This is a genomic window from Loktanella sp. F6476L (genome assembly GCF_023015725.1).
In the GTDB taxonomy this organism is placed as follows: Bacteria; Pseudomonadota; Alphaproteobacteria; order Rhodobacterales; family Rhodobacteraceae; genus Yoonia.
Genome location: NZ_JALKAR010000004.1, coordinates 75953 through 102374, shown reverse-complemented (window position 1 = coordinate 102374; position 26422 = coordinate 75953). Strand labels below are relative to the sequence as shown.

Here is a 26422-nt window from a genome sequence, read left to right as displayed (position 1 = left end):
ACAAGCGTTCAATAAATTTCTGGGGGGAGTCGCGCGATGTTCCATGGATCAATGACATTTGATTTGGGCGAAGATACCAATGCACTGCGCGATATGGTGCATGGCTGGGCGCAAGAGCGCGTCAAACCGATGGCGGCGCAGATTGACGCGGATAACCTGTTCCCGCCAGCGTTGTGGACGGAAATGGGCGAACTCGGCCTATTAGGCGTCACAGTGGATGAAGCTTACGGCGGCGCGGGCATGTCCTATCTTGCGCATACCGTTGCCATTGAAGAAATCGCACGGGCCAGCGCGTCAGTGTCGTTGTCCTACGGTGCCCATTCCAACCTATGCGTGAACCAAATCAAGCTGAACGGTACCGAAGATCAAAAAGCCAAATACCTGCCGCGCCTGATCTCGGGCGAACATGTTGGCGCACTAGCAATGTCCGAAGCGGGCGCTGGGTCAGACGTTGTGTCCATGACGCTGAGCGCGGAAAAGCGGAACGATCACTACCGTTTGAACGGCAACAAATACTGGATCACCAACGGGCCGGATGCGGACACACTGGTGGTGTATGCCAAAACCGACAAAGATGCCGGATCGAAGGGGATCACCGCCTTTCTGATCGAAAAGGAAATGACCGGTTTCAGCACATCCCCCCATTTCGACAAGCTCGGGATGCGCGGGTCGAACACTGCAGAGCTGATCTTCGACGACGTGCAGGTTCCGTTCGACAACGTGCTTGGCGAAGAAGGTAAAGGCGTCCGCGTCCTGATGTCCGGTCTTGATTACGAACGTGTGGTGCTGGCGGGCATCGGCCTTGGCATTATGGCTGCTTGTCTGGACGAAGTGATGCCGTACCTGTCCACCCGCAAACAATTCGGCCAGCCCATCGGGAATTTCCAACTGATGCAGGGCAAGATTGCCGATATGTATACGGCGATGAATTCAGCGCGTGCATATGTCTACGAAGTCGCCAAAGCCTGCGATCGCGGTACCGTCACCCGCCAAGACGCGGCAGCCTGCTGTCTTTACGCATCCGAAGAAGCGATGAAACAAGCCCACCAAGCTGTACAGGCGCTGGGCGGGGCAGGGTTCTTGAACGACGCGCCTGTCGCGCGGTTGTTCCGCGACGCCAAGCTGATGGAAATCGGCGCAGGCACATCCGAAATCCGTCGCATGTTGGTGGGTCGCGAATTGATGGGGACGGTGGGGTGAAGTGGATCGCTTTAGTTTTGGCCGTCGCTGTCTCGCCTGCAAGCGCACAGGGCAGTTTCGAGGCCTACGATCCGTCAATCCTGCAAGTTTGTTTGGAGAATAACGAGATGGGCGGGGGCGACCCGTCTACTTGCATCGGTCTCGGGGCCGCGATTTGCATCGAGGGTGAGGCTGGTAGTTCTAATGTCGGCTACGGCATGTGCATGTCGGCGGAATGGCAGGACTGGGATGACCGGCTGAACGAAGTTTACGCGATCGTACTCCAGCAACAGCGCGAATTTGGCGTCCATTTGCAAGATGTTAACCCCGCGTTCCCGAACCCCGACGAAGTTATGCGCGATATGCAGCGGGCCTGGATCAAGTACCGCGATCTGGCTTGCGACTGGGAACGCCTGCAATGGAGCGGCGGCACGGGTGCCGGACCTGCCGCCGCGCAATGCATGCTGGAACTTACCGCGCAGCAGATGCTGTTCCTGAACGCGCGGGGGCAATAGGAATGACGCGCCGCTGGATCATCGCGCCTATCGCAGCACTGGCCATCGTGGCCGGTTATCTGGGGGTGCAACTGGGCCAGCCGGTGACCGAAACGCAGATTATCACGCAGTTTGCACAGGCCTACGTCGATGATCACGGGGACGGAGCGGATGTATCCGACTGCCTCGCCGTGCCAGATTTACAAACCGATGTTCGGTTGGTCGTGCGATGTACCCATCCGAGCGGGATTATTTATTCATATTTTGCGGGCCAACGCGGGCAATTGCGCGGGTCTGAAACGTCACAGGATCCAAAAGCATGATACGCTACTTGATTTGCACTGCGGCGCTCGTCGCATTTCCCGTCACGGTTACAGCGCAAGACGCAGCCTATGACCAGAACACTACAACGTCCTGCCTCGCTGATGCGGGCACAATTGTGGAAAGGCGCGCATGTATTGGTCTTTCGGCCGACGCCTGCGCTGATGCGTCAGTAGGTGGCTTCAACACACGCAGCATGACAGCCTGTCTTCAATTCGAATATGACCTGTTCGATGACATGCTGAACGCAGAATACGGCATCGTGCATGACCTCGCACAGGACTTGGACAACCAAAACAACGGAACCAGCTTTGACGACGTGTCGATGGTCGACCGCTTGGTGCAAATGCAACGGGCGTGGATTGCGTACCGCGACGCCACTTGCGCCTATGAACAGCGCCAGTTTGATGGTGGCACCTTGGGGCAGTTGGTTCACATCGATTGCCTTGCGCAATTGACGGCTGAACAGACATTCCGGCTGCAAAGCACGGCTTTGGGCCTATAATGCGGCGTCTTGGGATCATTATCGCAGTGGGATTGGCGCCACTGCCTGTCTCTAGCCAGACCCTCACGGTCTCCGAAGTTCAAATTCGCGCCTGCGCCGATAGCGCGCCTGCTTGGGAAGGGCTGCCGCAATGCGTGGCGGATGCCGCAAATGACTGTCAGGCCCTTCCGGGTGGCAGCACAACAATCGGGATCGTCGATTGCCTGTCTGCGGAAACCGCCGTGTGGGACGCGATATTAAACGAAGAATACGCCAAGGCCCGCACGTTATTCGATGACGTGGGTGGTGACGATTTGACGATCAGCCTGCGCGACGCCCAACGCGCGTGGATTGCCTTTCGCGATGCGGATTGTTCAATGCGATACCAACGCTGGATCGGCGGGACGATCCGGTCCGTTGTATCCGCAAGCTGCCAACTGACGATGACCGCCAGCCGCGCGCTCGCGTTGCGCGACTTAGCAAGGAATACGCCATGAGTAGAACAATACACGAAACGGCATTGGCCGAGGTCGCAACTGCTGCGCAAACAGCGGCTGCCGGTGGCGGCGAAAAGTCCCGCGCACGGCATGTGTCGCGCGGCAAAATGCTACCGCGCGACCGTGTCGCCAACCTGCTCGACCCCGGCTCGGCGTTTCTTGAAATCGGGGCGACAGCAGCGCATGGCATGTACGATGGGGCGGCCCCCTGTGCTGGCGTGATCGCGGGCGTCGGCACGGTGTCAGGCCGTCAGGTGATGATCGTGTGCAACGACGCGACGGTGAAAGGCGGGACGTACTACCCGATGACCGTCAAGAAACACCTACGCGCACAGGAAATCGCAGAAAGCTGCCATCTTCCTTGCGTCTATCTGGTGGATTCAGGCGGTGCGAACCTGCCGAACCAAGACGAAGTGTTTCCCGACCGCGACCACTTTGGCCGCATCTTCTACAACCAAGCCCAGATGTCCGCGAAAGGCATCCCGCAGATTGCAGCCGTAATGGGGTCCTGTACGGCAGGCGGGGCATACGTGCCCGCGATGGCGGATGTGTCAATCATCGTGAAAGAGCAGGGGACGATCTTCCTCGCGGGTCCACCTTTGGTGAAAGCCGCAACGGGTGAAGTTGTGACAGCCGAAGACCTTGGGGGCGGGGATGTGCACACGCGCCTATCGGGCGTGGCGGACTATTTGGCCGAAGATGACACGCACGCGCTGGCGCTGGTCCGGCAAGCGGTGGCGTCTTGCGCGTTGCCACCCGTGAACGCAGCGACGCGGCAGGTGCCGGAATTACCCACGCTGGACCCAGAAACGCTGTTCGACGTGGTGCCCGCTGATCTACGCACGCCCTACGACAGCCGAGAGGTCATCAAACGGATCGTCGACGGGTCATGGTTCGACGAATTCAAGGCGCGGTTTGGTGAGACGTTGATCACAGGCTTCGCCCACATCGACGGCTGGCCCTGCGGGATTATCGCGAACAACGGTGTGCTGTTCTCGGAAGCTGCACAAAAGGGCGCGCATTTTGTTGAACTGTGTTCGCAACGCAAAATTCCTTTGATCTTTTTGCAAAACATCACCGGCTTTATGGTCGGCCAGAAATACGAAAACGAAGGGATCGCGCGGCACGGCGCCAAGATGGTGACGGCTGTCGCCACGACCAACGTCCCCAAGATCACGATGGTCATCGGCGGATCATTCGGGGCAGGCAACTACGGCATGGCCGGACGCGCCTATTCGCCGGACTTTATGTGGACATGGCCCACGTCGCGGATTTCCGTGATGGGCGGTGAACAGGCGGCGGGGGTGCTGGCAACAGTCAAGCGCGACGCGATGGACCGCGCGGGACAAGACTGGTCAACAGAAGAAGAGGCAGCCTTCAAACAGCCCACCATCGATATGTTCGCCGAACAATCGCACCCGCTCTACGCATCCGCGCGGCTTTGGGACGACGGGATCATCGACCCGCGCAAATCACGAGAGGTGCTGGCGCTATCGCTCGCAGCTGCCATGAACAAAGAAATAGAGGACACGCGGTTCGGCGTGTTTCGGATGTGATGAAGTGGGTGGCTTAACATGAAGGTTCCCAAGCTGTCTGTCGCTCAAGGCGTAAAGTCTATGGTGCCATCTCTAGCGTGGCCTCAACTTGGGCGCGTTGTGGATGTGCCCGTTTACATCATCCATAATTCACCTGAAGTGGAGGATTATTACTTCATTTTCGACTTTGAGGAATTTGTTGAATCCTCACGCCGTGGGGTGTTTGTCCGACCTCGTATTCAGGTTTGGGCGGGGCGCAAAGATTTTTCGCGGTCTCAATTTGCTCGGCAATTTCGCACAAGCTTTGCACAAGAATTTGAGGCGGCACGCGGGGCTTTAAAGGCTCAAAATGCAGAAGGTAACGGGTGGTTTAGCTGGTTGGATGCTTTCGACGTCTTCAGCAATAACCTGACAAATTTTGCGGCAAACGTTGTGCTTTTGGTCGCGTTGAACGCGGGGAAATTGGCGCTTTCATCATTGCCGTTGCCAAAGCTCTTTAAGGGGGTTCCTGACGGGCAAAAACTGGAAGACGAGATCGCGAAAACCAAGACACAGGTCGATGCCGCGCTCAGTGCGATGACCATCTCGTTGCACATCGATTTGCTTAACCATGCGTTTCGCCACGGTGGGGTGAAAGGGATCATGGACGTTGATCGGGATGCTTGGCCGTTGCCCGATTTTGTAAAGCGGGAACTGAATTGATGCAGGATATATTCAATGTTTAACAAAATCCTCATAGCCAATCGTGGCGAAATTGCCTGCCGCATTATCCGGACGGCCCGCGATATGGGCGTGAAAACGGTGGCTGTGTATTCAGATGCGGACGCAGATGCGCTGCATGTCCGAACCGCGGATGAAGCAGTACGGCTCGGGCCTGCGCCTGTCGCAGACAGCTACTTACGCAGTGACCTGATCATTCAGGCAGCATTGGACACGGGCGCGGAAGCGATCCATCCGGGGTATGGCTTTTTGTCCGAAAACCCCGATTTCGTGGATGCGGTCACGAAGGCGGGTCTTAAGTTCATCGGACCAAGCGCCGACGCGATCCGCGCCATGGGGCTGAAAGACGCGGCCAAGGCTTTAATGATCAAGGCGGGCGTGCCCGTTGTGCCGGGCTATCACGGGGCGGATCAGAACCCAGACCTGCTCGCGGCAGAGGCCGACAAAATCGGCTATCCTGTGCTGATCAAAGCCGTGGCCGGTGGCGGCGGCAAAGGCATGCGTTTGGTTGAGAAGGCCGCAGATTTTCTGGAAAATCTGAACTCCGCGCAGGCTGAAGGGAAAACCGCCTTTGGCAATCCTGACGTTTTGATCGAAAAATACATCCAAAGCCCGCGTCATATCGAAGTGCAGGTCTTTGGCGACGGCACAGATGCGGTGCACCTGTTCGAGCGCGACTGTTCGCTGCAACGCCGCCACCAGAAGGTCATCGAAGAAGCCCCAGCGCCCGGCATGACCGATGCGATGCGCAGTGCCATGGGCGATGCGGCGGTCACCGCTGCAAAGGCAATTGGCTACGCAGGGGCCGGCACGATCGAATTTATCGTGGACGGATCAAACGGTCTTCATCCTGACGGCTTCTGGTTCATGGAAATGAACACGCGCCTACAGGTAGAACACCCCGTGACAGAGGCCATCACCGGCGTTGATCTGGTCGCGTGGCAATTGCTGGTCGCATCGGGGCAGGGGCTTCCGATACAACAGGACGATCTGTCGATCACGGGGCATGCGTTCGAGGCGCGTCTCTATGCCGAAGATGTCCCCGCGGGCTTTTTGCCCGCGATTGGCACGCTGTCGCATCTGTCTTTCCCTGAAACCGCCCGCATTGATAGCGGCGTCACCCAAGGCGATACGATTTCACCGTGGTACGATCCCATGATTGCCAAGGTCACGACCTATGGGCCAGACCGGACGACGGCCTTGCGCAAGTTGAGTGATGCCTTAGCCGCGACCCATGTGGCGGGCACGACAACCAACGTCGGTTTCCTTGGCGCATTGTCACGGCACGTGGGCTTTGCGGCGGGCGATGTGGATACAGGCCTGATCGCGCGGGACATCGACGCCTTGACAGCGCAAAACGATCCGACGGCACTTGATGTCGCGGCTGCTGCGTTTTGTGCCGCAGGACTTACCGATGCCGATGGGCCAATGACGGGCTTTGCACTGTGGCAGCCGCTTCCGCAAACCGTCCACTTGGGATTGGGGGACGATGATTGCGATGCTGTGGTGGCCTTTGTCGATGGCAATACCTGTGATGTTACAACACCGTTCGGGACCATCCGCCTGACACGTGGGACGGGCGGTTGGCGAAGCGCGGCGAAGGCGCTTCCTAAAGCTGTTCGTCATGTTGGACAGGTGACTGTCTTTGGGGGCACGGCGACCTGTTTCGATATCGTTGATCCGCTCGCGCGTGAAGGCTCTGCGGGCAGCGGTGATGCGGTCATGGCCCCGATGCCGGGCCTGATCCAAGACGTTGCCGTGACCGTTGGGCAAGCGGTGTCCGAAGGCGATCGGCTTGTGGTGCTTGAAGCGATGAAGATGGAACACGTGCTGCGCGCACCGCGCGACGGCGTGGTCGCAAAACTCGGCGCGGCGCTGGGCGACCAAGTCGTGGCTGGCGCCGAATTGGTCACATTGGAAGCGGCAGATGGGGACACATCATGATCCGACTGCATCATTGCCACCAAACAAGATCAATGCGGAGCCTCTGGCTGTTGCATGAATTGGGTGTGCCGTTCGAATTGCAGGTCTACCCCTTCGACGCATCGATCAAATCAGAGGCATATCTGGCGCTGAACCCTGCCGGACGCGTCCCGTCGCTCGAAATCGACGGGCAGGTGCTGTTTGAAAGCGGGGCAATCGCCGAAGTGCTCTGCGAATATGCGCCGGTCGCGGGCTTGGGGCGGCTAGCCGGTGATCCGGAAAGATATGCTTGGCTCAACTGGATCCATTTTGCCGAAACAATCAGTCAGCACTGCGCGGCATTGACCCAACAACACGTGGCGCTCTTTGAAGACCACATGCGCAGCCCAATTGTGATGAACCTCGAAGCCCGCCGTTTGGCCAAGACGATTGGGACGGTCGAGACGGGGCTTACCAAGTCGGGATACCTGCTGGACAGCGGGTTTTCCGCAGCGGACATCAGTGTGGGGCAGGCCATCTATATGGCGACCCACTTTGTGCCGCTGGACGCCTTTCCGAAGGTGACAGCTTGGTACGATCGATTGACCACGCGGGAGGCTTTTCAAAAGGCGCTACCGCCGCAAAATGAGCCCGCGCTTTATGCTAAGGATTTCTACCCACCGTGGCCGGTTGAAAAATGATGTGGCGGGTTTGGCTGGGGAAGACATGGGGGCCAGCCCCCATACCCCCGAGATATTTAAGACCAAAAGAAATGGGGCTGCACGATGGCTGAACATGTGACGATCCACGAGGTTGGCCCGCGTGACGGGTTGCAGAATGAACCGGGCGTGATTTCGGTTGCGGATAAGGTTGCCTTGATTGATCTGCTGGGGACCGCTGGGTTGACCGATATCGAAGTCGGGTCTTTCGTAAGCCCCAAATGGGTTCCGCAGATGGCCAATACGCCTGATGTTTTGACGAAGATGACGCGCATGGCCGGTTGTACCTACGGCGTTTTGGTCCCCAACATGCGCGGCTGGGAAAGCTTCGCCCCCTTTGCGAGCGGGCCATTTGAGGTGGCTGTGTTCATCTCTGCCTCTGAAGGGTTCAGCCAGTCCAACCTGAATTGTTCTGTGGCTGAATCGATTGTACGCTTGACACCCGTTGTGCGCGCGGCTGAGGCGGTAGGTGTTCCGGTCCGCGGTTATGTGTCCTGTATCACCGACTGTCCGTTTGATGGGCCTACCCAGCCAGAGGCCGTCGCAAAGGCCGTCGCCGATTTGCGTGCCGTTGCCCCGATGCAGGTGTCGCTTGGTGATACGTTGGGGCGTGGTGAACCTGCGCGTGTTGCGACGATGCTGGATGCGGTTCTGAATATTGCGCCTGCAGATCAATTGGCGGGGCATTTCCACGATACGGGCGGGCAGGCGTTAGAAAACGTGGGCGTCGCACTGGGTAAAGGGCTGCGCCATTTCGATAGCGCAGTTGGCGGTCTTGGCGGCTGTCCTTACGCACCCGGTGCGCCCGGCAATGTCGCAACGGAAGCGGTTTTGGCCCATGTCACAACGCTTGGATACACAACAGGCGTTGACGGCGACGTCATTGCGCAGGCCGCGGCATTAGCTCGTAGCATGAAAGGATAAAAGATGGATCACGTGAAACTAGCAGTTGATGCGCGCGGTGTGGCGACGGTGTCGTTGGCGCGATCTGAAAAGCGGAACGCCCTATCCGCACAGATGATGGACGAATTGACGCAAATGGCAGCCCAGCTTGACGCGGATGACGCCGTGCGCGTTGTGGTGCTGGCGGCTGAAGGTGGGGTGTTCTGCGCTGGTGGTGATTTGGGTTGGATGCGGGCACAGATGGAAGCGGACGACGCTGCACGTACGGTTGAAGCGCGCCGGATCGCCGGCATGTTACAAGCCCTGAACAGCATGACGAAACCCTTGATCGGTCGCGTGCACGCCGATGCATTTGGCGGCGGGGTCGGCATTTGCTGCGTGTGCGACGTGGTCGTGGCCAGCGAGGCTGCGACGTTTGGTCTGACCGAGACAAAGCTCGGGCTTATCCCTGCAACAATCGGGCCGTACGTAATGGCCCGCATGGGCGAAGGTCGCGCGCGCCAAGTCTTCATGTCGTCCCGTCGTTTTGATGCGCATGAGGCCAAGGATCTCGGGATCGTCAGCCGCGTTGTAGCGAACGCCGATCTGGATGCAGCAATCGCACGCGAAGTGGATCCATATTTGGCGTGCGCCCCCGGTGCGGTGGCTGCTGCCAAGGCCTACGCCCGCAGTTATGGCTCCAAGATCGATGCCGCCACAATGGATCGCAGTATCGCGGCCTTGTTGGCGCAATGGGCCAGCGATGAAGCGCAAGAAGGAATCGCCGCGTTCTTTGAAAAGCGCAAACCGCGCTGGGCCTAGGCCCGTGTTGCTTGCTGCGCAAAGGTCAGGAATTGATCGATAAGGGCGATTTCGGCCGGTTCTTCTTGATCGAATAGCCCGTTGTTCGTCCATGCCAAGGACAGGGCCGCATGCGCCGCGGCCCATTGCAGCAATCGAGTTTCTGATACGTCGAACGCCGCGGACCATATCTTCACGCGATGCAGAATAACGGCAGGCTGGCGGTAGTAGTCTTCCGCGCCAACAGGATTGCGCAGCGCGTTCGCCAGATCATAGGTCCGTTCGCCCATGACCCCCTTCGCGTCAAACGCAAGAAACCCGCGCGCGCTGCCTTTGATGTTGTCGTGATGTAAATCGCCATGAAGCGGGCGGATGTCCTTTTGATTGGACAACAGATTGGCCGCGAGGCCACGTGCCGCATCAATCGTGACCTGCGTCGCCTTCGGGCATGTGGTTGCATAACGGGCGGTCATCAGCGCGTTGAACCGGTCCGCCAGCGATGGCAGGGGGGTAGTGAGCATCGGAATTTGCGCATGCAGGCGACGGGCCGTTTGTCCCAGCTCGATCGTCTCTGTTTCCCCTGATCCGTCCCTCACCATATCGCCCAATGTCGGACCGTCGAGCCATTCTAACAAGGCAGCGCCTTTCGTGCGCCCCAACAGCCTTGCAGCGCCACGCCCATCCCATGCGCGCAGCAGCGCGAATCCCGGCGCTTCTTCCCCGGCTGATCCATCCTTATACAACTTCACCGCTGCTGGCGTGCCATCCGCTTGCGTGACTTTCCAAATGGTCGCAATCGGGGTGTCGGCCACATGGCTGGGCAGCGAGACGGCAAAATGGTGTAATAGGTCATCCATGACGAAACTCTGCCTTGCGCGGATGCGATTGTCGTCATTGCTTTCGATCCGGTGAACAAACGGACAAAGATCGCAGAAAATTTTGAACGCATCCGGGCGTCCGACCCGTTGACCCTTCCGGATGCCAAGGGTAAGTGTCAGCCAGCCAAGAGAGGCGGGGTCACCCCCTGCCTGTTAGGGAAAGGACCACCCGTGCAAGAGATGCTGACTGAATATTTGCCGATTATGATCTTTTTGGGCCTCGCGATTGCGCTGGGCGTGATCTTGATCCTTGCAGCGGCCGTTGTTGCGGTCCGCAATCCTGATCCGGAAAAAGTGTCCGCATACGAATGTGGGTTTAACGCCTTTGACGATGCACGAATGAAATTCGACGTGCGGTTCTACCTCGTATCGATCCTGTTCATCATCTTCGATCTCGAAGTCGCGTTCCTGTTCCCTTGGGCTGTGGCATTCAAAGACGTCAGCATGGTCGGTTTCTGGTCCATGATGGTATTCTTGGGCGTGCTGACAGCGGGCTTCGCCTACGAATGGAAAAAGGGCGCGCTTGAGTGGGAATAACCCCATTCGCGACACCCCAGTGAATTTGAAAGCCGCTCAAGATTTTGGGCGGCTTTTTTCTTTGGTAAGTGATGCGTGAAAATGCGCAGTTACACCCGTTGAGCGTGTGCATTTGGTCAGCTATGTTCGCGGGATGAACAAACCAATTATGAAAATAGTCGCGGGGCCTTCGCCAACGCAATCAGGTATATCTGACGCGGCAACTGCGGGACTTGGGTCAGTCATGTCCGCAGCAAGCAAAGCGGCAGATGTCATTGCGCACGACGACGACGGCCTGCTTCAGATACTGCATTATCGTAAACAGGTCGCGATTGCGGCAAAGCGAAGAAGCCGTTGGTTCGGTGGCCGCCTATACAACAAAATGACGGGCGAAGACCCCGATTATATCCCGATCTCAGGCACACATCTGCGTCAAACCTTTTCGATCATTAACTTTGATGCTCCAGATTTTATCATAGCGTCTGGCCAATACCAGCTTCGGACGGATTTCGCGGAAGAGGCGGTCGATGCCCTTCAGAAAAAGCGCAGCGCATGATGGCGGTTGTACCTGCGACTTGACGACGCGAGGTGGGTATACCTGAGTATTTCACTTGGGTATAACCGCCTGACATTCATACTTTATTTGCCTCGATAATGTTAAATTCACCCCCTGCGACGGGGCACTGTCGGCTTGACCTTTCCGGGCGTGCCGCATACTCCCAATCGCGAAGCTGTGCCGCATCTGCAGGTGGCACATGATCGATCAAAGAAGAGGCATCGTTATGGGTATCGCTACGGGATTGAATGACGCTGGCGCCGACAAAGAGCACGCGACTCAGGTTTTGAACCAAGAATTGCAGGATAAGGGCTTTTTGGTCACATCCACGGCGGACATGATCAACTGGGCGCGGACCGGCTCTTTGCACTGGATGACCTTCGGGTTGGCCTGCTGCGCGGTCGAAATGATGCACACGTCGATGCCACGCTATGACCTTGAACGGTTCGGGACAGCGCCACGAGCCTCCCCGCGTCAATCTGACCTGATGATCGTGGCCGGCACATTGACCAACAAAATGGCACCCGCACTGCGTAAGGTTTACGACCAGATGCCGGAACCACGCTATGTGATCTCTATGGGGTCATGCGCGAATGGCGGCGGCTACTACCACTACAGCTATTCCGTAGTGCGCGGCTGCGACCGGATCGTCCCAGTGGACGTCTATGTTCCAGGGTGCCCGCCAACAGCCGAGGCGCTGCTGTACGGTATCCTTCAGTTGCAACGCAAAATCCGCCGCACCGGCACAATCGTGAGGTAAGGTGATGACCGAAGCACTCCAACAACTTGGCCAGCACATCGAACTGAAACGCCCTGATTGCGTTTTGTCGTGGGACGTCACGAACGATGAGTTGACGTTGAACGTATCCGCGTCCAACCTCGTGTCCTTCGTGGAATTCCTGAAAACGGACGGCTCTTGCCAGTTTTCGTCCCTCGTGGACATCACGGCTGTTGATTACCCAAGCCGTGCAAAGCGGTTCGACGTCATCTACCACTTCCTGTCGATGTACCAGAACCACCGTATCCGCCTGAAAACACAGGTGCGCGAACAAGACATGGTGCCGTCGATTATTTCCGTACACCCGTCTTCGAACTGGTTCGAACGCGAAATCTTCGACATGTACGGCATCCTGTTCTCAGGCCACCCTGATCTGCGTCGCATCCTGACCGACTACGGTTTCCGTGGCTATCCGCTGCGTAAAGATTTCCCGACGACTGGCTACACCGAAGTCCGCTATGACGAAGTGCAAAAGCGCGTTGTTTATGAGCCGGTGTCACTGGTCCAAGAATACCGCCAGTTCGACTTTATGTCACCTTGGGAAGGGGCCGAATACATCCTTCCGGGGGATGACAAAGCAGACGCTGAGGCAAAAGGTTAATCCTTGATGGACGACAAAACGCTGATGTTTGGTCTAGGTGCGACGAAGGCAGGGACATCCTGGCTTCACCGTTACCTGTGCGACCATCCGCAATGCGCTTTGCCGAATATCAAAGAACTGCACTATTTTGACCGCGCCGTGCCGAAGCATCGCGAAAAGGAAATCATCCGGCTGGAAACGGTCCGCGCTGATCTGCTCGCGAAATCGCTGATGGCAGACAAAGCTAAGGCGGCGCGTCTTGACCTCCGGATTGACGAGGTTGAAGCGTGGATCAAAGTCATGAAGTCGGGTGGGGCAGATCACACCGGCTACACAGATTTTCTGACACGCGACGCTGGCAGTGACGTGAAACTTGTCGGGGACATCACACCGGCCTACGGTTTGATGGACGAACCAACACTGGTCCGCATGCGCGACATGGCGCCGGATACGCGATTTGTGATGCTGCTGCGTGACCCGTTGGACCGTTTGTGGTCTAATCTACGCATGATGGCAGGCTGGCGCGTGAAAGACGGAGAAACTCTGTCCGACAAGGCCAACCACCTGTTTGATCGCCTGCTAAAGGGTGACGAAAACGGCGTCGCGAAACGGTCCGATTACACAGGGATGCTGACCCGCATCCTGAACGTAATCCCGCGCGAACGGCTGCATGTTGCATTCTACGAAGGCCTGTTCACGCAAGCCTCTGTTGACAAAATTTGCGCGTTTCTGGGGCTTGCCCCGCGCGTTGGGGACTTTGATCGTGTGATCCATGCGTCAAAACCCGCTGAACTTGATCCATCCCGCGCGCAGCTCGTGCGCGAGATGCTGATCCCACATTATGATTACGTTGAACGGCTGATGGGCGAACTGCCCGACCGCTGGCACCAAAACAGAGAGGTCCTGACATGATGGACGGCGATATCCGGGTAAACACCTACGATGACGGCTCAACCGATGCGGTGACGGGCGAACAGAAGATCCGTAACTTCAACATCAACTTTGGCCCGCAACACCCTGCGGCACACGGCGTTTTGCGTCTCGTGCTTGAACTCGATGGCGAAATCGTCGAACGCTGCGATCCGCACATCGGCCTGCTGCACCGTGGCACCGAAAAGCTGATGGAAAGCCGGACATACCTGCAAAACTTGCCGTACTTCGACCGTCTCGATTACGTGGCACCGATGAACCAAGAACACGCTTGGTGTCTGGCGATTGAAAAGCTGACAGGCACCGAAGTGCCGCGTCGTGCGTCGCTGATCCGCGTGCTCTATTCCGAAATTGGCCGTGTGCTGAACCACCTGCTGAACGTCACGACGCAGGCGATGGACGTGGGTGCGCTGACGCCACCGCTTTGGGGCTTTGAAGAGCGCGAAAAACTGATGGTGTTCTACGAACGCGCATGTGGTGCGCGTTTGCACGCCGCGTATTTCCGTCCGGGTGGGGTGCATCAGGATCTGCCTGATCAGTTGATCGAAGACATTGATCAATGGGCAGTGGAATTTCCAAAAGTCATCGACGACATCGACGGGCTGCTGACCGAAAACCGGATTTTCAAACAGCGGAACTGCGATATCGGCGTTGTGACCGAAGAAGAAATCCAAGACTGGGGTTTCTCGGGTGTCATGGTTCGCGGCTCTGGCCTCGCATGGGATTTGCGCCGCGCGCAGCCTTACGAATGCTACGATGAATTCGAATTCCAAGTGCCTGTGGGCAAAAACGGCGACTGCTACGACCGTTACCTGTGCCGCATGGAAGAAATGCGCCAATCGACCCACATCATCCGTCAGGCCTGCGAAAAGCTGCGCCATGAAAAGGGTGACGTGATGGCACGCGGTAAAATGACACCGCCAACGCGCGGCGAGATGAAAACGTCGATGGAGGCGTTGATCCACCACTTCAAACTTTACACCGAAGGGTTCCACGTCCCAGCAGGCGAAACCTACGCGGCTGTTGAAGCCCCGAAAGGTGAATTCGGCGTGTTCCTCGTGGCGGACGGGTCCAACAAACCGTACCGCGCGAAATTGCGTGCGCCGGGCTTCCTGCACCTGCAGGCGATGGATCACGTCGCAACGGGCCACCAGCTGGCTGATGTTGCTGCGATCATCGGGACGATGGACGTCGTTTTCGGTGAAATTGACCGCTGATTTTATTTAAAGAGTAGGGGATGAAGATCATGATGAAATCCGGATTTGCTATTATTGCCGCCCTGACATTGGTGGCGTGTTCCGGCACGCAAGAAGCGTCAGCGCCGACGCGTCAACTGACGGACAAAGAACGCTTTGTCGCGGCGATCGAAGCCAACGGCTGCGTGATCAACATCGCAACAATTGGTCCGATCATGTCCCAAGCCTCGATCAACCAAGACCAGCTTGCGACACTGACCGTCGCACTTGAAACTGATGGCGTACTTGCGCCGGATGGCACGGACACCGTCCGTCTGTCGTCAAACAACTGTATTTAACGGCCTGCGGCCCGCTAACGGCTGCTGCCCCGATCTGAACCGGAAGACCTAAGATGCTGCGTAGACTACACCCTGATCAGCCCGAAAGCTTCGCCTTCACGCCTGAGAACCAGAAATGGGCCGAAGCTCAGACGACAAAATACCCAGAAGGGCGGCAGGCATCTGCGATTATTCCTATCCTGTGGCGTGCGCAGGAACAGGAAGGCTGGTTGACCCGTCCGGCGATTGAATATGTCGCGGAAATGCTGGGCCTTGCCTACATCCGTGCGCTCGAAGTGGCATCGTTCTACTTCATGTTCCAGCTGCAACCTGTTGGGACTGTGGCGCATATTCAGGTCTGCGGCACGCTGTCGTGCATGATCTGCGGCGCGGAAGATCTGATCGGTGTGTGTAAAGACAAGATCGCGGATAAGGCGCATGCACTGTCCGCTGACGGTAAGTTTTCGTGGGAAGAAGTCGAATGCTTGGGCTCTTGCGCAAACGCGCCAATGGCTCAGATCGGCAAAGACTACTACGAAGACCTGACCGCAGAACGTCTGTCCGAAATCATCGACGAACTGGCTGCTGGCAAGGTTCCGACACCGGGTCCGCAGAACGGCCGTTACGCGGCTGAACCGCTTAAGGGTCTGACATCGTTGACTGAATACGATAGCGGCAAAACCAAATACAACGCATCTGTGCAATTGGCGACAGACATCGGCGATACGGTCAAACGGATCGACGGAACCGAAGTGCCGATTTTGACGCCATGGTTGGATGGTGAAGTGAAAACCAAACCTACCGCGAAAAAGAAGGCTGCGCCAAAGAAAACAGCTGCTGAAAATGCGGCTGATGCGAAGAAAACGCCAGCAGCGCGCGCGGCCGAAGAACGTCGCAAAGAAGAAATCGCTGACGCGGAAAATACTCCAGTTTCAAAGGCGAAACCAAAATCTAAACCGGCGGCGAAGCCAGCTGCGACAAAGGGTAAGACCGATGCAGCCGCTAAGGCCAAAGCAGCACCAGCGCCTGTCGCTGCCGCAGACGGCCCTGAAAAGCAACCAGAGGTTCTGACCGCTGCACGTGCAGGCGGGGCAGATGATCTGAAACGGATCAGCGGCGTTGGCCCGAAACTGGAAGGCGTGCTGAACGACCTCGGTTTCTATCACTTTGATCAGATTGCCAAATGGACGTCCGACGAAATTCAGTGGGTTGATAATCGCCTGAAATTCAAAGGCCGGATCATTCGGGATGACTGGGTTTCTCAGGCCAAAGCCTTCGCAGAGGAGTAATCGCAACAGGCGGCGGCCTGTATGAATTCACATTTTCTTATCAGATTCCGCACAAATGGGCTATCTATGCCCCGTGGGGGGATGAAAGGTGCAGTTTGCGCCCGATCCCTAGCTGTTAAGATGGTGGTAACACACGCCGCTTGTATGGAGATTAGACTGCTATGAATAATACTGCGCCAATAAGTATGGGTATCCTCGTCGTCGCCGGCCTGTTCGGCTTTATCGGCGGTGCGCTATCCTTTGTGGTGTTCGACTGGAGTTTTCTGGGCGCCCTTTTTCTTGCAATTGTAATCGCGATTATCGTCGCCATCATCTTGATGTTGGGCTGGCGCGAACCTGCGTCCGGTCCGGTCGAGGCTGGCACGGCTGGTGTCGGGGCAGGGACTGCGCCAACTGCCAGCACCGCCGCGTCTGCCGCTGCGACAAGCGATGTTGCTGATGAAACGACGGCCGTTGCTGTTGATCCGCAGATCACGACAGATGCTGCGATGAAAGATGAAGAAGCGAAAGCGGTCGAAATGACCGATCCGCAGGTCAAAACAGATGGTGCTTCGGCTGCGGCCAAGGTGACTTCATCCGCGGCGTTACCAGGGCAGGACGATCTGGCCGCACGCAAAGGCGAATGGAAATACGAAGGCGGCGGTGCTGCTGCTGAAAAAGCGCCTGTTGTCGACGAAAAGCTGGACACACCTGCGAAGGTTGCCGAAGCCTCTGCTGAAATGACAGGCGATGCTGGCGACAAAGACTACGACGGCGACGGCGTGATTGAAGGCGAAAACGAAGGCGCGAAGCCCGAGATGCTGACAGCCGCCCGTGACGGTGGCGCTGATAACCTCAAGGAAATCAAAGGCGTCGGTCCAAAGATGGAAAATATGCTCAATGAAATGGGCGTATACCACTTTGATCAGGTCGCTGGCTGGTCCGCACAAGAAGTGGCTTGGGTCGATGCAAACCTCAAAGGCTTCAAAGGCCGCGTCAGCCGTGATGGCTGGGTCGATCAAGCGAAAATTCTGGCCGCCGGTGGCGATACCGAATTTTCCAAGAAAGTAGAGAAAGGCGGCGTTTACTAACGCCGTGTAAGAATGACACCCACAGGAAAGACAACAGAAGCACAGGCAGGGCAACGCGTCGCGTTGATTATGGCTGCGACTGGTGTTTTGTGGGTGTTGTTCACCGCATTGGGCAAAGAATACGGGTGGCCCAATCGGGTTATCGCACTTTTTGACCTTGCAGCGCTCGCCGGTTTCGGGTTTGCGCTATGGAACACCTATCAACTCTGGCGGGCCCGCCAGACCGACAAAGGCTGAGAAACGATGCTCAAAGATCAGGACCGCATTTTTACCAACATCTACGGTATGCATGACCGCACTTTGAAAGGTGCGCAGGCGCGTGGACATTGGGATGGCACTGCCGCCATCATTAAAAAGGGCCGCGATTGGATCGTCGACGAAATGAAAGCATCCGGTCTGCGTGGACGCGGTGGTGCGGGCTTCCCAACTGGCCTGAAATGGTCGTTCATGCCGAAAGAATCGGATGGTCGTCCGGCATACCTTGTTGTGAACGCGGATGAATCCGAGCCGGGCACATGTAAAGACCGCGAGATCATGCGCCATGATCCGCACACATTGATCGAAGGGTGCCTGATCGCATCCTTCGCGATGAACGCAAACACCTGCCACATCTACATTCGCGGCGAATACATCCGCGAAAAAGAAGCGCTGCAAAACGCGATCGACGAAGCATATGACGCGGGTCTTGTCGGCAAGAACGCTTGCGGTTCCGGCTGGGATTTCGACATCTTCCTGTCCCACGGGGCAGGGGCGTACATCTGCGGTGAAGAAACAGCACTGCTCGAATCCCTCGAAGGGAAAAAGGGTATGCCGCGGATGAAGCCGCCATTCCCTGCGGGCGCTGGCCTTTATGGCTGCCCGACAACGGTGAACAACGTCGAATCAATCGCTGTAGTCCCGACCATTCTGCGCCGTGGCGGCAGTTGGTTCGCGGGCATGGGCCGTCCGAACAACGCTGGCACCAAGCTGTTTGCGATTTCCGGCCACGTGAATAACCCGTGTGTGGTTGAAGAAGAAATGTCGATCACGTTTGAAGAACTGATCGAAAAACACTGCGGCGGTATTCGCGGCGGTTGGGATAACCTGCAGGCTGTGATCCCCGGTGGATCGTCCGTACCATGTGTGCGCGGCGAGCACATGAAAGACGCGATCATGGACTTCGATTACCTGCGCGGTGAACTGGGCTCCGGCCTTGGGACAGCTGCCGTGATCGTCATGGATAACTCTGTCGACATGATCAAAGCGATCTGGCGTCTTGCCAAATTCTACAAGCACGAAAGCTGCGGCCAATGTACGCCGTGCCGTGAAGGTACGGGCTGGATGATGCGCGTGATGGAACGTCTGGTCAAAGGCGAGGCCGATCCGGAAGAAATCGACATGCTTTGGGACGTGACCAAGCAGGTCGAAGGTCACACAATCTGTGCGCTGGGTGACGCGGCTGCGTGGCCGATCCAGGGTTTGATCAAGAACTTCCGTCCCGAAATCGAAGACCGCATTAAGTCCAAGCGCGGCGTGATCGCGGCTGAATAATGCAGAAACTGGCGGTCCTTTTGGTAGTGATGGTCGCGGGCTGTGCCCCGCGTCCTGCCCCAATGATCCAAGGGGACCCGACGGCTGTCGCCGCACTTCTGGCGACGACCGACGCGCAGTTCTTTGCGCAAACGGCATTGGCCCAAAAGGTCGCCAATGCCTGCCCAAGTATTTCCTTCAATGATCGCTTTAACCAAGCCCTGATTGCCCACCGTTTTGGCGGTGGACGACGCGGGCTTGCTGCGGCGGCCAACACCCGCGCCATTGATCTTGAAGAGGACGTCGCAACCCGTTCTTTGCAAGCGCGTTACGAAACACCCCTGACCGACACCAACCTTTGTGCCGTTGGAACCGGTGAAATCGCGCGGAAATCTGCGCTGAGCGCGGTTTTAATCGCCTCATAGGTGCATGGACATCCGACACGTCCTTGCTAGGCTATGGAAAATGCCGAAAGGGACCGCCATGTCATTCAGAAAAGCCATCACTGCAACAGCCTTGATCGCAACGACGGCCTGCGCACCGGCACGGCCCCAAGTCCCCGATGGCCAGCTTGGCCTTGTGATGGACATGACGGCATTCAATCGTGGCCAATGTGACGTAGTCGGCGAAGGCATCGCAGTCGACAAATCCGTGGTCCTGAACGGCGACTATTTCAAAGTCGTCGGCAACATCTTCAATTCGCAACTGGTCTGCACGCTTGATAATGGGCAACGGGTCCGCACAATCACGCATCACCAATTCTTCGACCAAGGCGGTTTCAACTACGCCGCCATCGTTGTCGGTCGCATTCAAGGCGCGGGCGAAACCCAGATTTACGGCTATAACGACGGTCCCAACGGCAAAGTGGATGTGGATGGTTTCTTTGTTTTCGAAGCGTTCTAGGGCGCATGTCTGTGGGCTAAGTCTGGTTTGGCTCTTGTCGGCGTGTTCGGCAAATACTCCGATAACTGACGCAAGCGAAATCCGGTTCACGTCGGCCCAGCAGATGTATGATTTCATGCTGGATCAAAGTGTCGCCAGCAAACGCGCGCGTGATATCGTTCAAGCGTGCTTGCCTCTTCAACTTGATCGGGCCGCCATCGCGCGGCGCAATGATATCCTGACCAATGAAATGGCGCGTCTCGAGCAGGATGATCCGCAGATGCTACTTGATTTTGCAGACAGGATGGGAATTCCAGTGGAAGCGAACTCGCGGATCGCGAACCGAACTGGAACACGCAACCCGACGGCTTTAGCGATGACTGGTCTAAATTCCGGTATGCTTGCTGACTTTGGCGGAAGCGTTCTTTTGCGGCTCGCAGTATCGCCATCATCCGACAGCTGCAGCGACGGCACGCGTGAAATGGACAACGGTACGTTGGTTGGCTCATTTCTAAAGCGTGCAGGGTAGGGATCTCGTTATGAAATTACTGCCCACGAGGAACAAGGACCGAAAACGCGAAGATATTTCCGAAGCAATGGGTGAATTGGCGATTGCATTTGGCATGTTTGCGACTGGCGGCATCCTGATGTGTTTGCAGATTTATGCATTTGAAACGGCGTCATGGCTGTCATTTGTTGGCGGGTTCGTCATGCTGATCGGTGTCTACGCAATCGCGCAAGCCTGCATTGGTTTGCTACTCGAACTCACTCTCGGGATTGAGCGTTTTGTTGCAATTCTCTGTTGCTGCTTTTTCATCTTATTGCTTGTTCAAGGATATCAACTAATAACAGCCCCATGACCCAAACAAAGCACCTCGCCGAACTCAATGTTGGACGCCTTGTCGCCCCGACGGATGACCTGCGCGTCGCCGATTTCATGAATAATCTCGACCGGATCAACGGGCTTGGCAAACGGATGCCGGGGTTTGTGTGGATGATGGAAGGGTCGGGCGAACCGGGGACGGGGAACACGGATGTGAAGCTGGACGGTGATCCGTTGTTTGTGGCCAACCTGACCGTTTGGGAAGACTACGACAGCCTCAAGACTTTTGTGTACCAGACGCTCCACAAGAAATTCATGGATCGCAAAGCCGAATGGTTTGAAGCCTTGGCCGACAAGCATTTCGTGATGTGGTGGGTTCCTGCGGGCCATACCCCGACAATCGACGAAGCATTGGCACGCTTGGACCACCTGAAACAGCATGGCGATTCCGATCATGCATTCGGCTGGTCCCATATGACAAAACAGGACGACACTTTATGAAGACGATGTGGGACGGATTGCTCAGCTTTTTGGCAGCAATCGCAACAGCGATCATTACGGGCGGGCCAAGCTGGTACACCTATCAAGCAACAGAAGCGGGCATTGCACCCAAATGGGCGCTTGGCTTCGTATTCGTGTTAGGCGGTATGGGATTGATCCTGACAATTGCGTTTCTACGCAAAGCAAAAGGCGGGATTAGCCCAACGCGCGACCGCAAACGCAGGTCATGAATTTGGGCCGAAGATTGCCGGCAAACGGCTCTTGATATTGAATATCAAGGCCCGTCACCCAATGTCTTCACCAACGCAGTATATGTGCCTCGCACAAAGGAATAACGAACAATGACGCTTTCAAAAATCGCCACCGCTGGGGTTCTGTCCCTTGGACTGATGACTAACGCAGCCACGGCACAGCAGTCGCTCCGTGATGTCGGCTATGTCACCGAAGGTTTGATCGCAGTTGGAATCGCCTACGAGATTTCCGAAGTCTGCGATAGTATTTCGGCGCGGACCCTGCGCGGTCTGGGTTATCTGAACCAGCTTCAAAACCACGCCAAGGGCCTTGGGTTTACGTCCGCGCAGATTGACGCGTTCCGCAAAGACAAAGGCGAACAAGACCGTCTTGAAGCAATCGCACGTCAGCGGCTTGCCGCGATGGGGGCCACACCCGGAAATGCCGCGTCACATTGCACGGTTGGACGTGCTGAAATCGCAAAAGAATCCACGATCGGTTACCTGTTGCGCGGGTAAGGGTTAACAACCTCACATTTCAGCTTCAAAAAGATGGCCTAGCGTCTGGTATCGGGTGCGACCATCCGCTAGAACGCCTTCCAAAGCCGTCACGCATTTTCATGTGTGGTGCTGCATGCGGAACGAAAAGGCGCGATATGTCTGATCTGAAAAAAGTCGTCATTGATGGAACCGAAGTTGAGGTGGATGGGGCAATGACCCTGATCCAGGCCTGCGAAGAAGCAGGCGTGGAAATCCCGCGGTTTTGTTACCACGAACGTCTGACCATCGCGGGCAACTGCCGCATGTGTCTGGTTGAAGTTGTCGGTGGGCCGCCAAAGCCTGCCGCTTCCTGTGCGATGCAGGTCCGCGATCTGCGTCCCGGTCCAGAAGGCCAGCCGCCTGTTGTGAAAACAAACAGCCCTATGGTTAAAAAGGCCCGCGAAGGCGTGATGGAGTTCCTCCTGATCAACCACCCGCTGGATTGCCCGATCTGTGACCAAGGCGGCGAATGCGATCTGCAGGATCAGGCGATGGCCTACGGCGTCGATTTCTCCCGCTTTCGCGAACCAAAGCGCGCGACAGAAGATCTGGATCTCGGCCCGCTCGTTGAAACCCACATGACACGCTGCATTTCCTGCACCCGTTGTGTGCGCTTCACGACTGAAGTCGCAGGCATCCATCAAATGGGCCAGACAGGCCGTGGTGAAGATGCAGAGATTACATCGTATCTGGGCGAAACGCTCGATTCGAACATGCAGGGCAACATCATTGACCTGTGTCCGGTCGGCGCGCTTGTGTCCAAACCATACGCCTTCACCGCCCGCCCGTGGGAATTGACCAAAACCGAATCCATCGACGTGATGGACGCGCTTGGGTCAAACATCCGCGTGGATACCAAAGGCCGTGAAGTGATGCGGTTCCTGCCGCGGAACCATGATGGCGTGAACGAAGAATGGATTTCCGACAAAACACGTTTCGTTTGGGACGGTTTGCGTCGTCAGCGTCTCGACACACCTTACATCCGCGAAAACGGTAAGCTGCGCAAAGCAAGCTGGCCCGAAGCGCTTGCCGCCGTCGCATCCGCGATGAAAGGCAAAAAGGTTGCAGGTCTCGTTGGCGATCTGGCACCTGTTGAAGCTGCATTTGCGCTGAAACAACTGATCGAAGGGCAGGGCGGTAACGTCGAATGTCGCGTCGACGGGGCGAAGCTGCCAATCGGCAACCGGTCCGCTTACGTGGGGACTGCTGCGATCGAAGATATCGACGATGCGGAAATGATGGTCCTGATCGGGACCAACCCGCGTCTGGAAGCTCCTGTGCTGAACGCGCGTCTGCGTCAGGCTTGGTCACGCGGCGCGAACGTTGCCCGCATCGGCTCAAATGATGATCTGACTTTCGACATCAAGCAAATTGGCTCTGGTCGTGACGATCTGGTTGATCTTGCTGGCTTGGACCATTCCGACAAACACGGCACCAAAGGTGTGATGATCGTCGGCCAAGGCGCATTGACAGAAGCTGACGGTGAAGCGGTGCTAAGCCAAGCGATGAAAGCGGCGGACGCGGCACAATCCAAATTCCTCGTTCTGCACACAGCGGCCAGCCGCGTCGGCGCGATGGACGTGGGTGCCGTGACCGAAGGCGGTCTTGAAGCGGCATTGGACGGGGCAGAGGTTGTTTACAACCTTGGCGCGGACGAAGTTGAAATCAAACCGGGTGCGTTCGTGATCTATCAGGGTTCGCACGGCGACCGTGGCGCACACCGCGCTGACGTGATCCTGCCGGGTGCAGCTTACACCGAAGAAAACGGTCTGTTCGTAAACACCGAAGGCCGCCCGCAGCTTGCGATGCGTGCATCCCATGCACCAGGTCAAGCCAAAGAAAACTGGGCGATCCTGCGGGCATTGTCTGCGGAACTCGAGGCGACATTGCCATACGATTCCATGGCGCAGCTGCGCTCTGCCATCGTTGCGGCGCATCCGCATTTGGGTGACATCGACGTCGTCGCAGAAAACGATTGGCAGCCAATCGCGGCTAAGAAACCGGGCAAAGCGGACTTCGTGAACGCCGTGACTGATTTCTACCTGACCAACCCAATCGCACGGGCATCCCAGCTGATGGCGGAACTGTCCGCCAACGCCAAAGCCCGCGCAAACGCACCGATGGCCGCCGAGTAAGTGAAAGCTGTCGCCGTCATAAGCGCGCTGGCCCTTGCGGGGTGCACAGGATCAGGGGCCGACGTGTCCCGCGATACCTTTGCGCCTGTTTATAACGGGATTGAAACGCGTTTGCTGGACGGTGATCTGGTGAACTTTCGGGTCAGCATGACAGGTGCACGGACCCAAGCGGACGTGGATCAATACGCCCGCTGTGCTGCCGCCCAATATACCCTGATCCGGGGCTATGGATTTACGCGCCACGTGCGCACGACTGCCGCCCAAGAGGGCGCAACATGGACCGGCGATGCGGTCTTTGTGATTTCGCCAGCGCTGCCCGCGGGTAGCCGAACAATTGACGCCGAAGTGACTGTCGCAGATTGCGGTCAGTCCGGAATTCCAACGGTGTAGGGGACGACAATGATTGAGTTTTTCACCAATACAAACCTAGGCATGGTCCTTGTGATGTTGGGCCAGTGTCTACTGGTTTTGATCCCGCTGTTGGTCGCCTTGGCCTTCTTGATGTATGCGGACCGTAAAATCTGGGCGGCTGTTCAGATGCGCAAAGGGCCGAACATGGTGGGTGCCTACGGCCTGCTGCAGTCCTTCGCGGATTTCTTGAAATACATCGTCAAAGAAATCGTCGTGCCTGCGGGCGCTGACAAAGGTGTCTTCTTCCTTGCCCCGATGATTTCCTTCGTTCTGGCGGTTGTCGCTTGGTCGGTGATCCCATTCAACGACGGTTGGGTCGTGTCCAACATCAACGTGGCGATCCTGTTTGTCTTCGCTGTGTCATCGCTGGAAGTTTACGGCGTGATCATGGGCGGTTGGGCGTCAAACTCGAAATACCCGTTCCTCGGCTCGCTCCGGTCTGCCGCGCAAATGATTTCTTACGAAGTGTCATTGGGCCTGATCATCATCGGTGTGATTATCTCAACCGGTTCGATGAACTTCGGGTCAATCGTTGCAGCGCAAGACACAGGCTACGGCATCCTCGGCTGGTACTGGTTGCCGCACTTCCCTATGGTATTCCTGTTCTTTATCAGCGCCTTGGCTGAAACTAACCGCCCACCATTCGACCTTCCCGAAGCGGAATCAGAATTGGTGGCTGGCTACCAAGTTGAATATTCGTCCACCCCATTCCTGCTGTTCATGATCGGCGAATTGATGGCCGTCGTACTGATGTGCGCGCTGATCTCGCTGCTGTTCTTTGGTGGCTGGTTGTCCCCACTGCCGTTCCTGCCGGACGGCGTGTTCTGGATGATCCTGAAAATGGCGACTGTGTTCTTCTTCTTCTCCATGGTGAAGGCGATCACACCGCGCTACCGCTACGACCAACTGATGCGGATCGGCTGGAAAGTCTTCCTGCCAATGTCCCTCGTATGGGTCGTGTTCATCGCCTTCATGGCAAAGTTCGAAGTCTTTGGCGGCTTCTGGGCACGCTGGGCAGTAGGCGGCTGATATGGCAAACCAGCTGAACAAAATGTCGCTCGAAGACTTGCGTCAGATGCGCAGCGACATTCTGGCTGGTCAAACGGCTGAAGACGGTAAAATGACCGTCGGTGAATATATCGCCCAATTCGGCGACCAAAAAACGCAGCGGGCCGAAAAAGCTGCGTTTCTTGTGCAAATTGATGAAGCAATCGGCAAACTAGACGTGACTGGTTCGGAGACCCGCCCATGACCCAAATCGATTATACCCGCGCCGCGAAGTACTTTTTGCTTCAGGATTTCTTCCAAGGCTTCAAGCTTGGGTTCAAATACTTCTTCTCGCCAAAAGCGACGTTGAACTATCCGCACGAAAAGGGGCCTTTGTCCCCGCGTTTCCGTGGTGAACACGCGTTGCGTCGCTATCCAAACGGCGAAGAACGCTGCATTGCATGTAAATTGTGCGAAGCGGTTTGTCCTGCGCAGGCGATCACCATCGACGCGGAGCCACGCGACGACGGATCGCGCCGGACCACACGCTACGACATCGATATGACAAAATGCATCTACTGCGGTTTCTGCCAAGAAGCCTGCCCAGTGGATGCCATCGTCGAAGGTCCAAACTTCGAATTCTCAACAGAGACGCGCGAAGAATTGTACTACGACAAAGACAAACTGCTAGCGAACGGCGACCGTTGGGAAGCCGAAATCGCACGCAACCTCGAAATGGATGCGCCTTACCGATGATCCT

At 56.7% G+C, this 26422-nt stretch carries 35 protein-coding genes; 34 read left to right on the top strand and 1 reads right to left on the bottom strand.

The window, feature by feature from the left end:
• The first annotated feature begins 36 nt into the window (after positions 1-36).
• The 11 genes from MWU61_RS10085 (at position 37) to MWU61_RS10035 (ending at position 9555) form a co-directional block, all read left to right on the top strand.
• On the top strand, positions 37-1200 hold the full coding sequence (locus MWU61_RS10085; protein ID WP_247128241.1) for an isovaleryl-CoA dehydrogenase: 1164 nt from the start codon (positions 37-39) through the stop codon (positions 1198-1200).
• Positions 1197-1694 (top strand): lysozyme inhibitor LprI family protein, encoded by a 498-nt coding sequence (locus tag MWU61_RS10080; protein ID WP_247128240.1) that lies wholly within the window; start codon positions 1197-1199, stop codon positions 1692-1694. The genes MWU61_RS10085 and MWU61_RS10080 overlap by 4 nt, the downstream gene beginning before the upstream one ends.
• Positions 1695-1696: 2 nt before the next feature.
• A complete protein-coding gene (locus MWU61_RS10075; protein WP_247128239.1) occupies positions 1697-1996 on the top strand; it encodes a hypothetical protein in 300 nt (99 codons plus the stop codon).
• Positions 1993-2499, top strand: coding sequence for a lysozyme inhibitor LprI family protein (locus MWU61_RS10070; protein WP_247128238.1), 507 nt, complete (start codon positions 1993-1995; stop codon positions 2497-2499). The genes MWU61_RS10075 and MWU61_RS10070 overlap by 4 nt, the downstream gene beginning before the upstream one ends.
• Complete coding sequence (locus tag MWU61_RS10065) at positions 2499-2975, top strand: lysozyme inhibitor LprI family protein (RefSeq protein WP_247128237.1); 477 nt, start codon at positions 2499-2501, stop codon at positions 2973-2975. Before MWU61_RS10070 ends, MWU61_RS10065 begins: the two co-directional genes overlap by 1 nt.
• Complete coding sequence (locus tag MWU61_RS10060; RefSeq protein WP_247128236.1) at positions 2972-4531, top strand: carboxyl transferase domain-containing protein; 1560 nt, start codon at positions 2972-2974, stop codon at positions 4529-4531. The genes MWU61_RS10065 and MWU61_RS10060 overlap by 4 nt, the downstream gene beginning before the upstream one ends.
• Positions 4532-4549: 18 nt before the next feature.
• On the top strand, positions 4550-5212 hold the full coding sequence (locus MWU61_RS10055; protein WP_247128235.1) for a hypothetical protein: 663 nt from the start codon (positions 4550-4552) through the stop codon (positions 5210-5212).
• 15 nt (positions 5213-5227) lie between these two features.
• Complete coding sequence (locus MWU61_RS10050; RefSeq protein WP_247128234.1) at positions 5228-7174, top strand: acetyl/propionyl/methylcrotonyl-CoA carboxylase subunit alpha; 1947 nt, start codon at positions 5228-5230, stop codon at positions 7172-7174.
• The gene (locus MWU61_RS10045) at positions 7171-7833 is read left to right on the top strand and encodes a glutathione S-transferase family protein (RefSeq protein ID WP_247128233.1); all 663 of its coding nucleotides are present in this window, start codon (positions 7171-7173) and stop codon (positions 7831-7833) included. The genes MWU61_RS10050 and MWU61_RS10045 overlap by 4 nt, the downstream gene beginning before the upstream one ends.
• Before the next feature lie 84 nt (positions 7834-7917).
• The gene (locus MWU61_RS10040; protein ID WP_247128232.1) at positions 7918-8775 is read left to right on the top strand and encodes a hydroxymethylglutaryl-CoA lyase; all 858 of its coding nucleotides are present in this window, start codon (positions 7918-7920) and stop codon (positions 8773-8775) included.
• Positions 8776-8778: 3 nt separating this feature from the next.
• Positions 8779-9555, top strand: coding sequence for a crotonase/enoyl-CoA hydratase family protein (locus MWU61_RS10035; protein WP_247128231.1), 777 nt, complete (start codon positions 8779-8781; stop codon positions 9553-9555).
• Here the strand turns inward: MWU61_RS10035 and MWU61_RS10030 are convergent.
• Entirely contained in the window at positions 9552-10391 is an 840-nt protein-coding gene (locus MWU61_RS10030) for an aminoglycoside phosphotransferase family protein (protein ID WP_247128230.1), read from the bottom strand. The genes MWU61_RS10035 and MWU61_RS10030 overlap by 4 nt on opposite strands.
• Before the next feature lie 192 nt (positions 10392-10583).
• Here MWU61_RS10030 and MWU61_RS10025 point away from each other — a divergent pair, with 192 nt between their 5' ends.
• The 23 genes from MWU61_RS10025 to nuoI all read left to right on the top strand — a co-directional run bounded on the left by MWU61_RS10025 (position 10584) and on the right by nuoI (position 26418).
• Complete coding sequence (locus MWU61_RS10025) at positions 10584-10949, top strand: NADH-quinone oxidoreductase subunit A (RefSeq protein ID WP_247128229.1); 366 nt, start codon at positions 10584-10586, stop codon at positions 10947-10949.
• 223 nt (positions 10950-11172) lie between these two features.
• On the top strand, positions 11173-11484 hold the full coding sequence (locus MWU61_RS10020; RefSeq protein ID WP_247128228.1) for a hypothetical protein: 312 nt from the start codon (positions 11173-11175) through the stop codon (positions 11482-11484).
• 226 nt (positions 11485-11710) lie between these two features.
• Entirely contained in the window at positions 11711-12244 is a 534-nt protein-coding gene (locus tag MWU61_RS10015; RefSeq protein WP_247128227.1) for an NADH-quinone oxidoreductase subunit B, read from the top strand.
• 4 nt (positions 12245-12248) lie between these two features.
• On the top strand, positions 12249-12863 hold the full coding sequence (locus MWU61_RS10010; RefSeq protein WP_247128226.1) for an NADH-quinone oxidoreductase subunit C: 615 nt from the start codon (positions 12249-12251) through the stop codon (positions 12861-12863).
• A gap of 6 nt (positions 12864-12869) precedes the next feature.
• On the top strand, positions 12870-13754 hold the full coding sequence (locus MWU61_RS10005) for a sulfotransferase (RefSeq protein WP_247128225.1): 885 nt from the start codon (positions 12870-12872) through the stop codon (positions 13752-13754).
• Positions 13751-14989 (top strand): NADH-quinone oxidoreductase subunit D, encoded by a 1239-nt coding sequence (locus MWU61_RS10000; RefSeq protein WP_247128224.1) that lies wholly within the window; start codon positions 13751-13753, stop codon positions 14987-14989. The genes MWU61_RS10005 and MWU61_RS10000 overlap by 4 nt, the downstream gene beginning before the upstream one ends.
• A gap of 20 nt (positions 14990-15009) precedes the next feature.
• Complete coding sequence (locus MWU61_RS09995) at positions 15010-15306, top strand: hypothetical protein (protein ID WP_247128223.1); 297 nt, start codon at positions 15010-15012, stop codon at positions 15304-15306.
• A 53-nt stretch (positions 15307-15359) separates the two neighbouring features.
• Positions 15360-16574: an NADH-quinone oxidoreductase subunit E gene (locus MWU61_RS09990; RefSeq protein WP_247128222.1), complete on the top strand. Its 1215-nt coding sequence runs from the start codon at positions 15360-15362 to the stop codon at positions 16572-16574.
• Between the two features lie 161 nt (positions 16575-16735).
• On the top strand, positions 16736-17644 hold the full coding sequence (locus MWU61_RS09985) for a hypothetical protein (RefSeq protein ID WP_247128221.1): 909 nt from the start codon (positions 16736-16738) through the stop codon (positions 17642-17644).
• Between the two features lie 12 nt (positions 17645-17656).
• On the top strand, positions 17657-17881 hold the full coding sequence (locus tag MWU61_RS09980; RefSeq protein ID WP_247128220.1) for a DUF5337 domain-containing protein: 225 nt from the start codon (positions 17657-17659) through the stop codon (positions 17879-17881).
• A gap of 6 nt (positions 17882-17887) precedes the next feature.
• On the top strand, positions 17888-19174 hold the full coding sequence (gene nuoF / locus MWU61_RS09975; protein ID WP_247128219.1) for an NADH-quinone oxidoreductase subunit NuoF: 1287 nt from the start codon (positions 17888-17890) through the stop codon (positions 19172-19174).
• Positions 19174-19578 (top strand): hypothetical protein, encoded by a 405-nt coding sequence (locus tag MWU61_RS09970; protein WP_247128218.1) that lies wholly within the window; start codon positions 19174-19176, stop codon positions 19576-19578. The genes nuoF and MWU61_RS09970 overlap by 1 nt, the downstream gene beginning before the upstream one ends.
• Before the next feature lie 58 nt (positions 19579-19636).
• Entirely contained in the window at positions 19637-20056 is a 420-nt protein-coding gene (locus MWU61_RS09965; RefSeq protein WP_247128217.1) for a hypothetical protein, read from the top strand.
• A 115-nt stretch (positions 20057-20171) separates the two neighbouring features.
• Complete coding sequence (locus MWU61_RS09960) at positions 20172-20564, top strand: hypothetical protein (protein ID WP_247128216.1); 393 nt, start codon at positions 20172-20174, stop codon at positions 20562-20564.
• Between the two features lie 10 nt (positions 20565-20574).
• Entirely contained in the window at positions 20575-20895 is a 321-nt protein-coding gene (locus MWU61_RS09955; protein WP_247128215.1) for a hypothetical protein, read from the top strand.
• A complete protein-coding gene (locus MWU61_RS09950) occupies positions 20892-21359 on the top strand; it encodes a DUF3291 domain-containing protein (RefSeq protein WP_247128214.1) in 468 nt (155 codons plus the stop codon). Before MWU61_RS09955 ends, MWU61_RS09950 begins: the two co-directional genes overlap by 4 nt.
• On the top strand, positions 21356-21589 hold the full coding sequence (locus tag MWU61_RS09945) for a hypothetical protein (RefSeq protein WP_247128213.1): 234 nt from the start codon (positions 21356-21358) through the stop codon (positions 21587-21589). Before MWU61_RS09950 ends, MWU61_RS09945 begins: the two co-directional genes overlap by 4 nt.
• Before the next feature lie 111 nt (positions 21590-21700).
• On the top strand, positions 21701-22108 hold the full coding sequence (locus MWU61_RS09940; RefSeq protein ID WP_247128212.1) for a DUF5333 domain-containing protein: 408 nt from the start codon (positions 21701-21703) through the stop codon (positions 22106-22108).
• A gap of 137 nt (positions 22109-22245) precedes the next feature.
• Positions 22246-24264, top strand: coding sequence for an NADH-quinone oxidoreductase subunit NuoG (gene nuoG / locus MWU61_RS09935; RefSeq protein WP_247128211.1), 2019 nt, complete (start codon positions 22246-22248; stop codon positions 24262-24264).
• Between the two features lie 18 nt (positions 24265-24282).
• Entirely contained in the window at positions 24283-24654 is a 372-nt protein-coding gene (locus MWU61_RS09930; RefSeq protein ID WP_247128417.1) for a hypothetical protein, read from the top strand.
• 9 nt (positions 24655-24663) lie between these two features.
• Entirely contained in the window at positions 24664-25704 is a 1041-nt protein-coding gene (gene nuoH / locus MWU61_RS09925; protein ID WP_247128210.1) for an NADH-quinone oxidoreductase subunit NuoH, read from the top strand.
• Between the two features lies 1 nt (position 25705).
• Positions 25706-25927 (top strand): hypothetical protein, encoded by a 222-nt coding sequence (locus MWU61_RS09920; RefSeq protein WP_247128209.1) that lies wholly within the window; start codon positions 25706-25708, stop codon positions 25925-25927.
• Complete coding sequence (gene nuoI / locus MWU61_RS09915) at positions 25924-26418, top strand: NADH-quinone oxidoreductase subunit NuoI (RefSeq protein WP_247128208.1); 495 nt, start codon at positions 25924-25926, stop codon at positions 26416-26418. Before MWU61_RS09920 ends, nuoI begins: the two co-directional genes overlap by 4 nt.
• Positions 26419-26422: the final 4 nt, after the last annotated feature.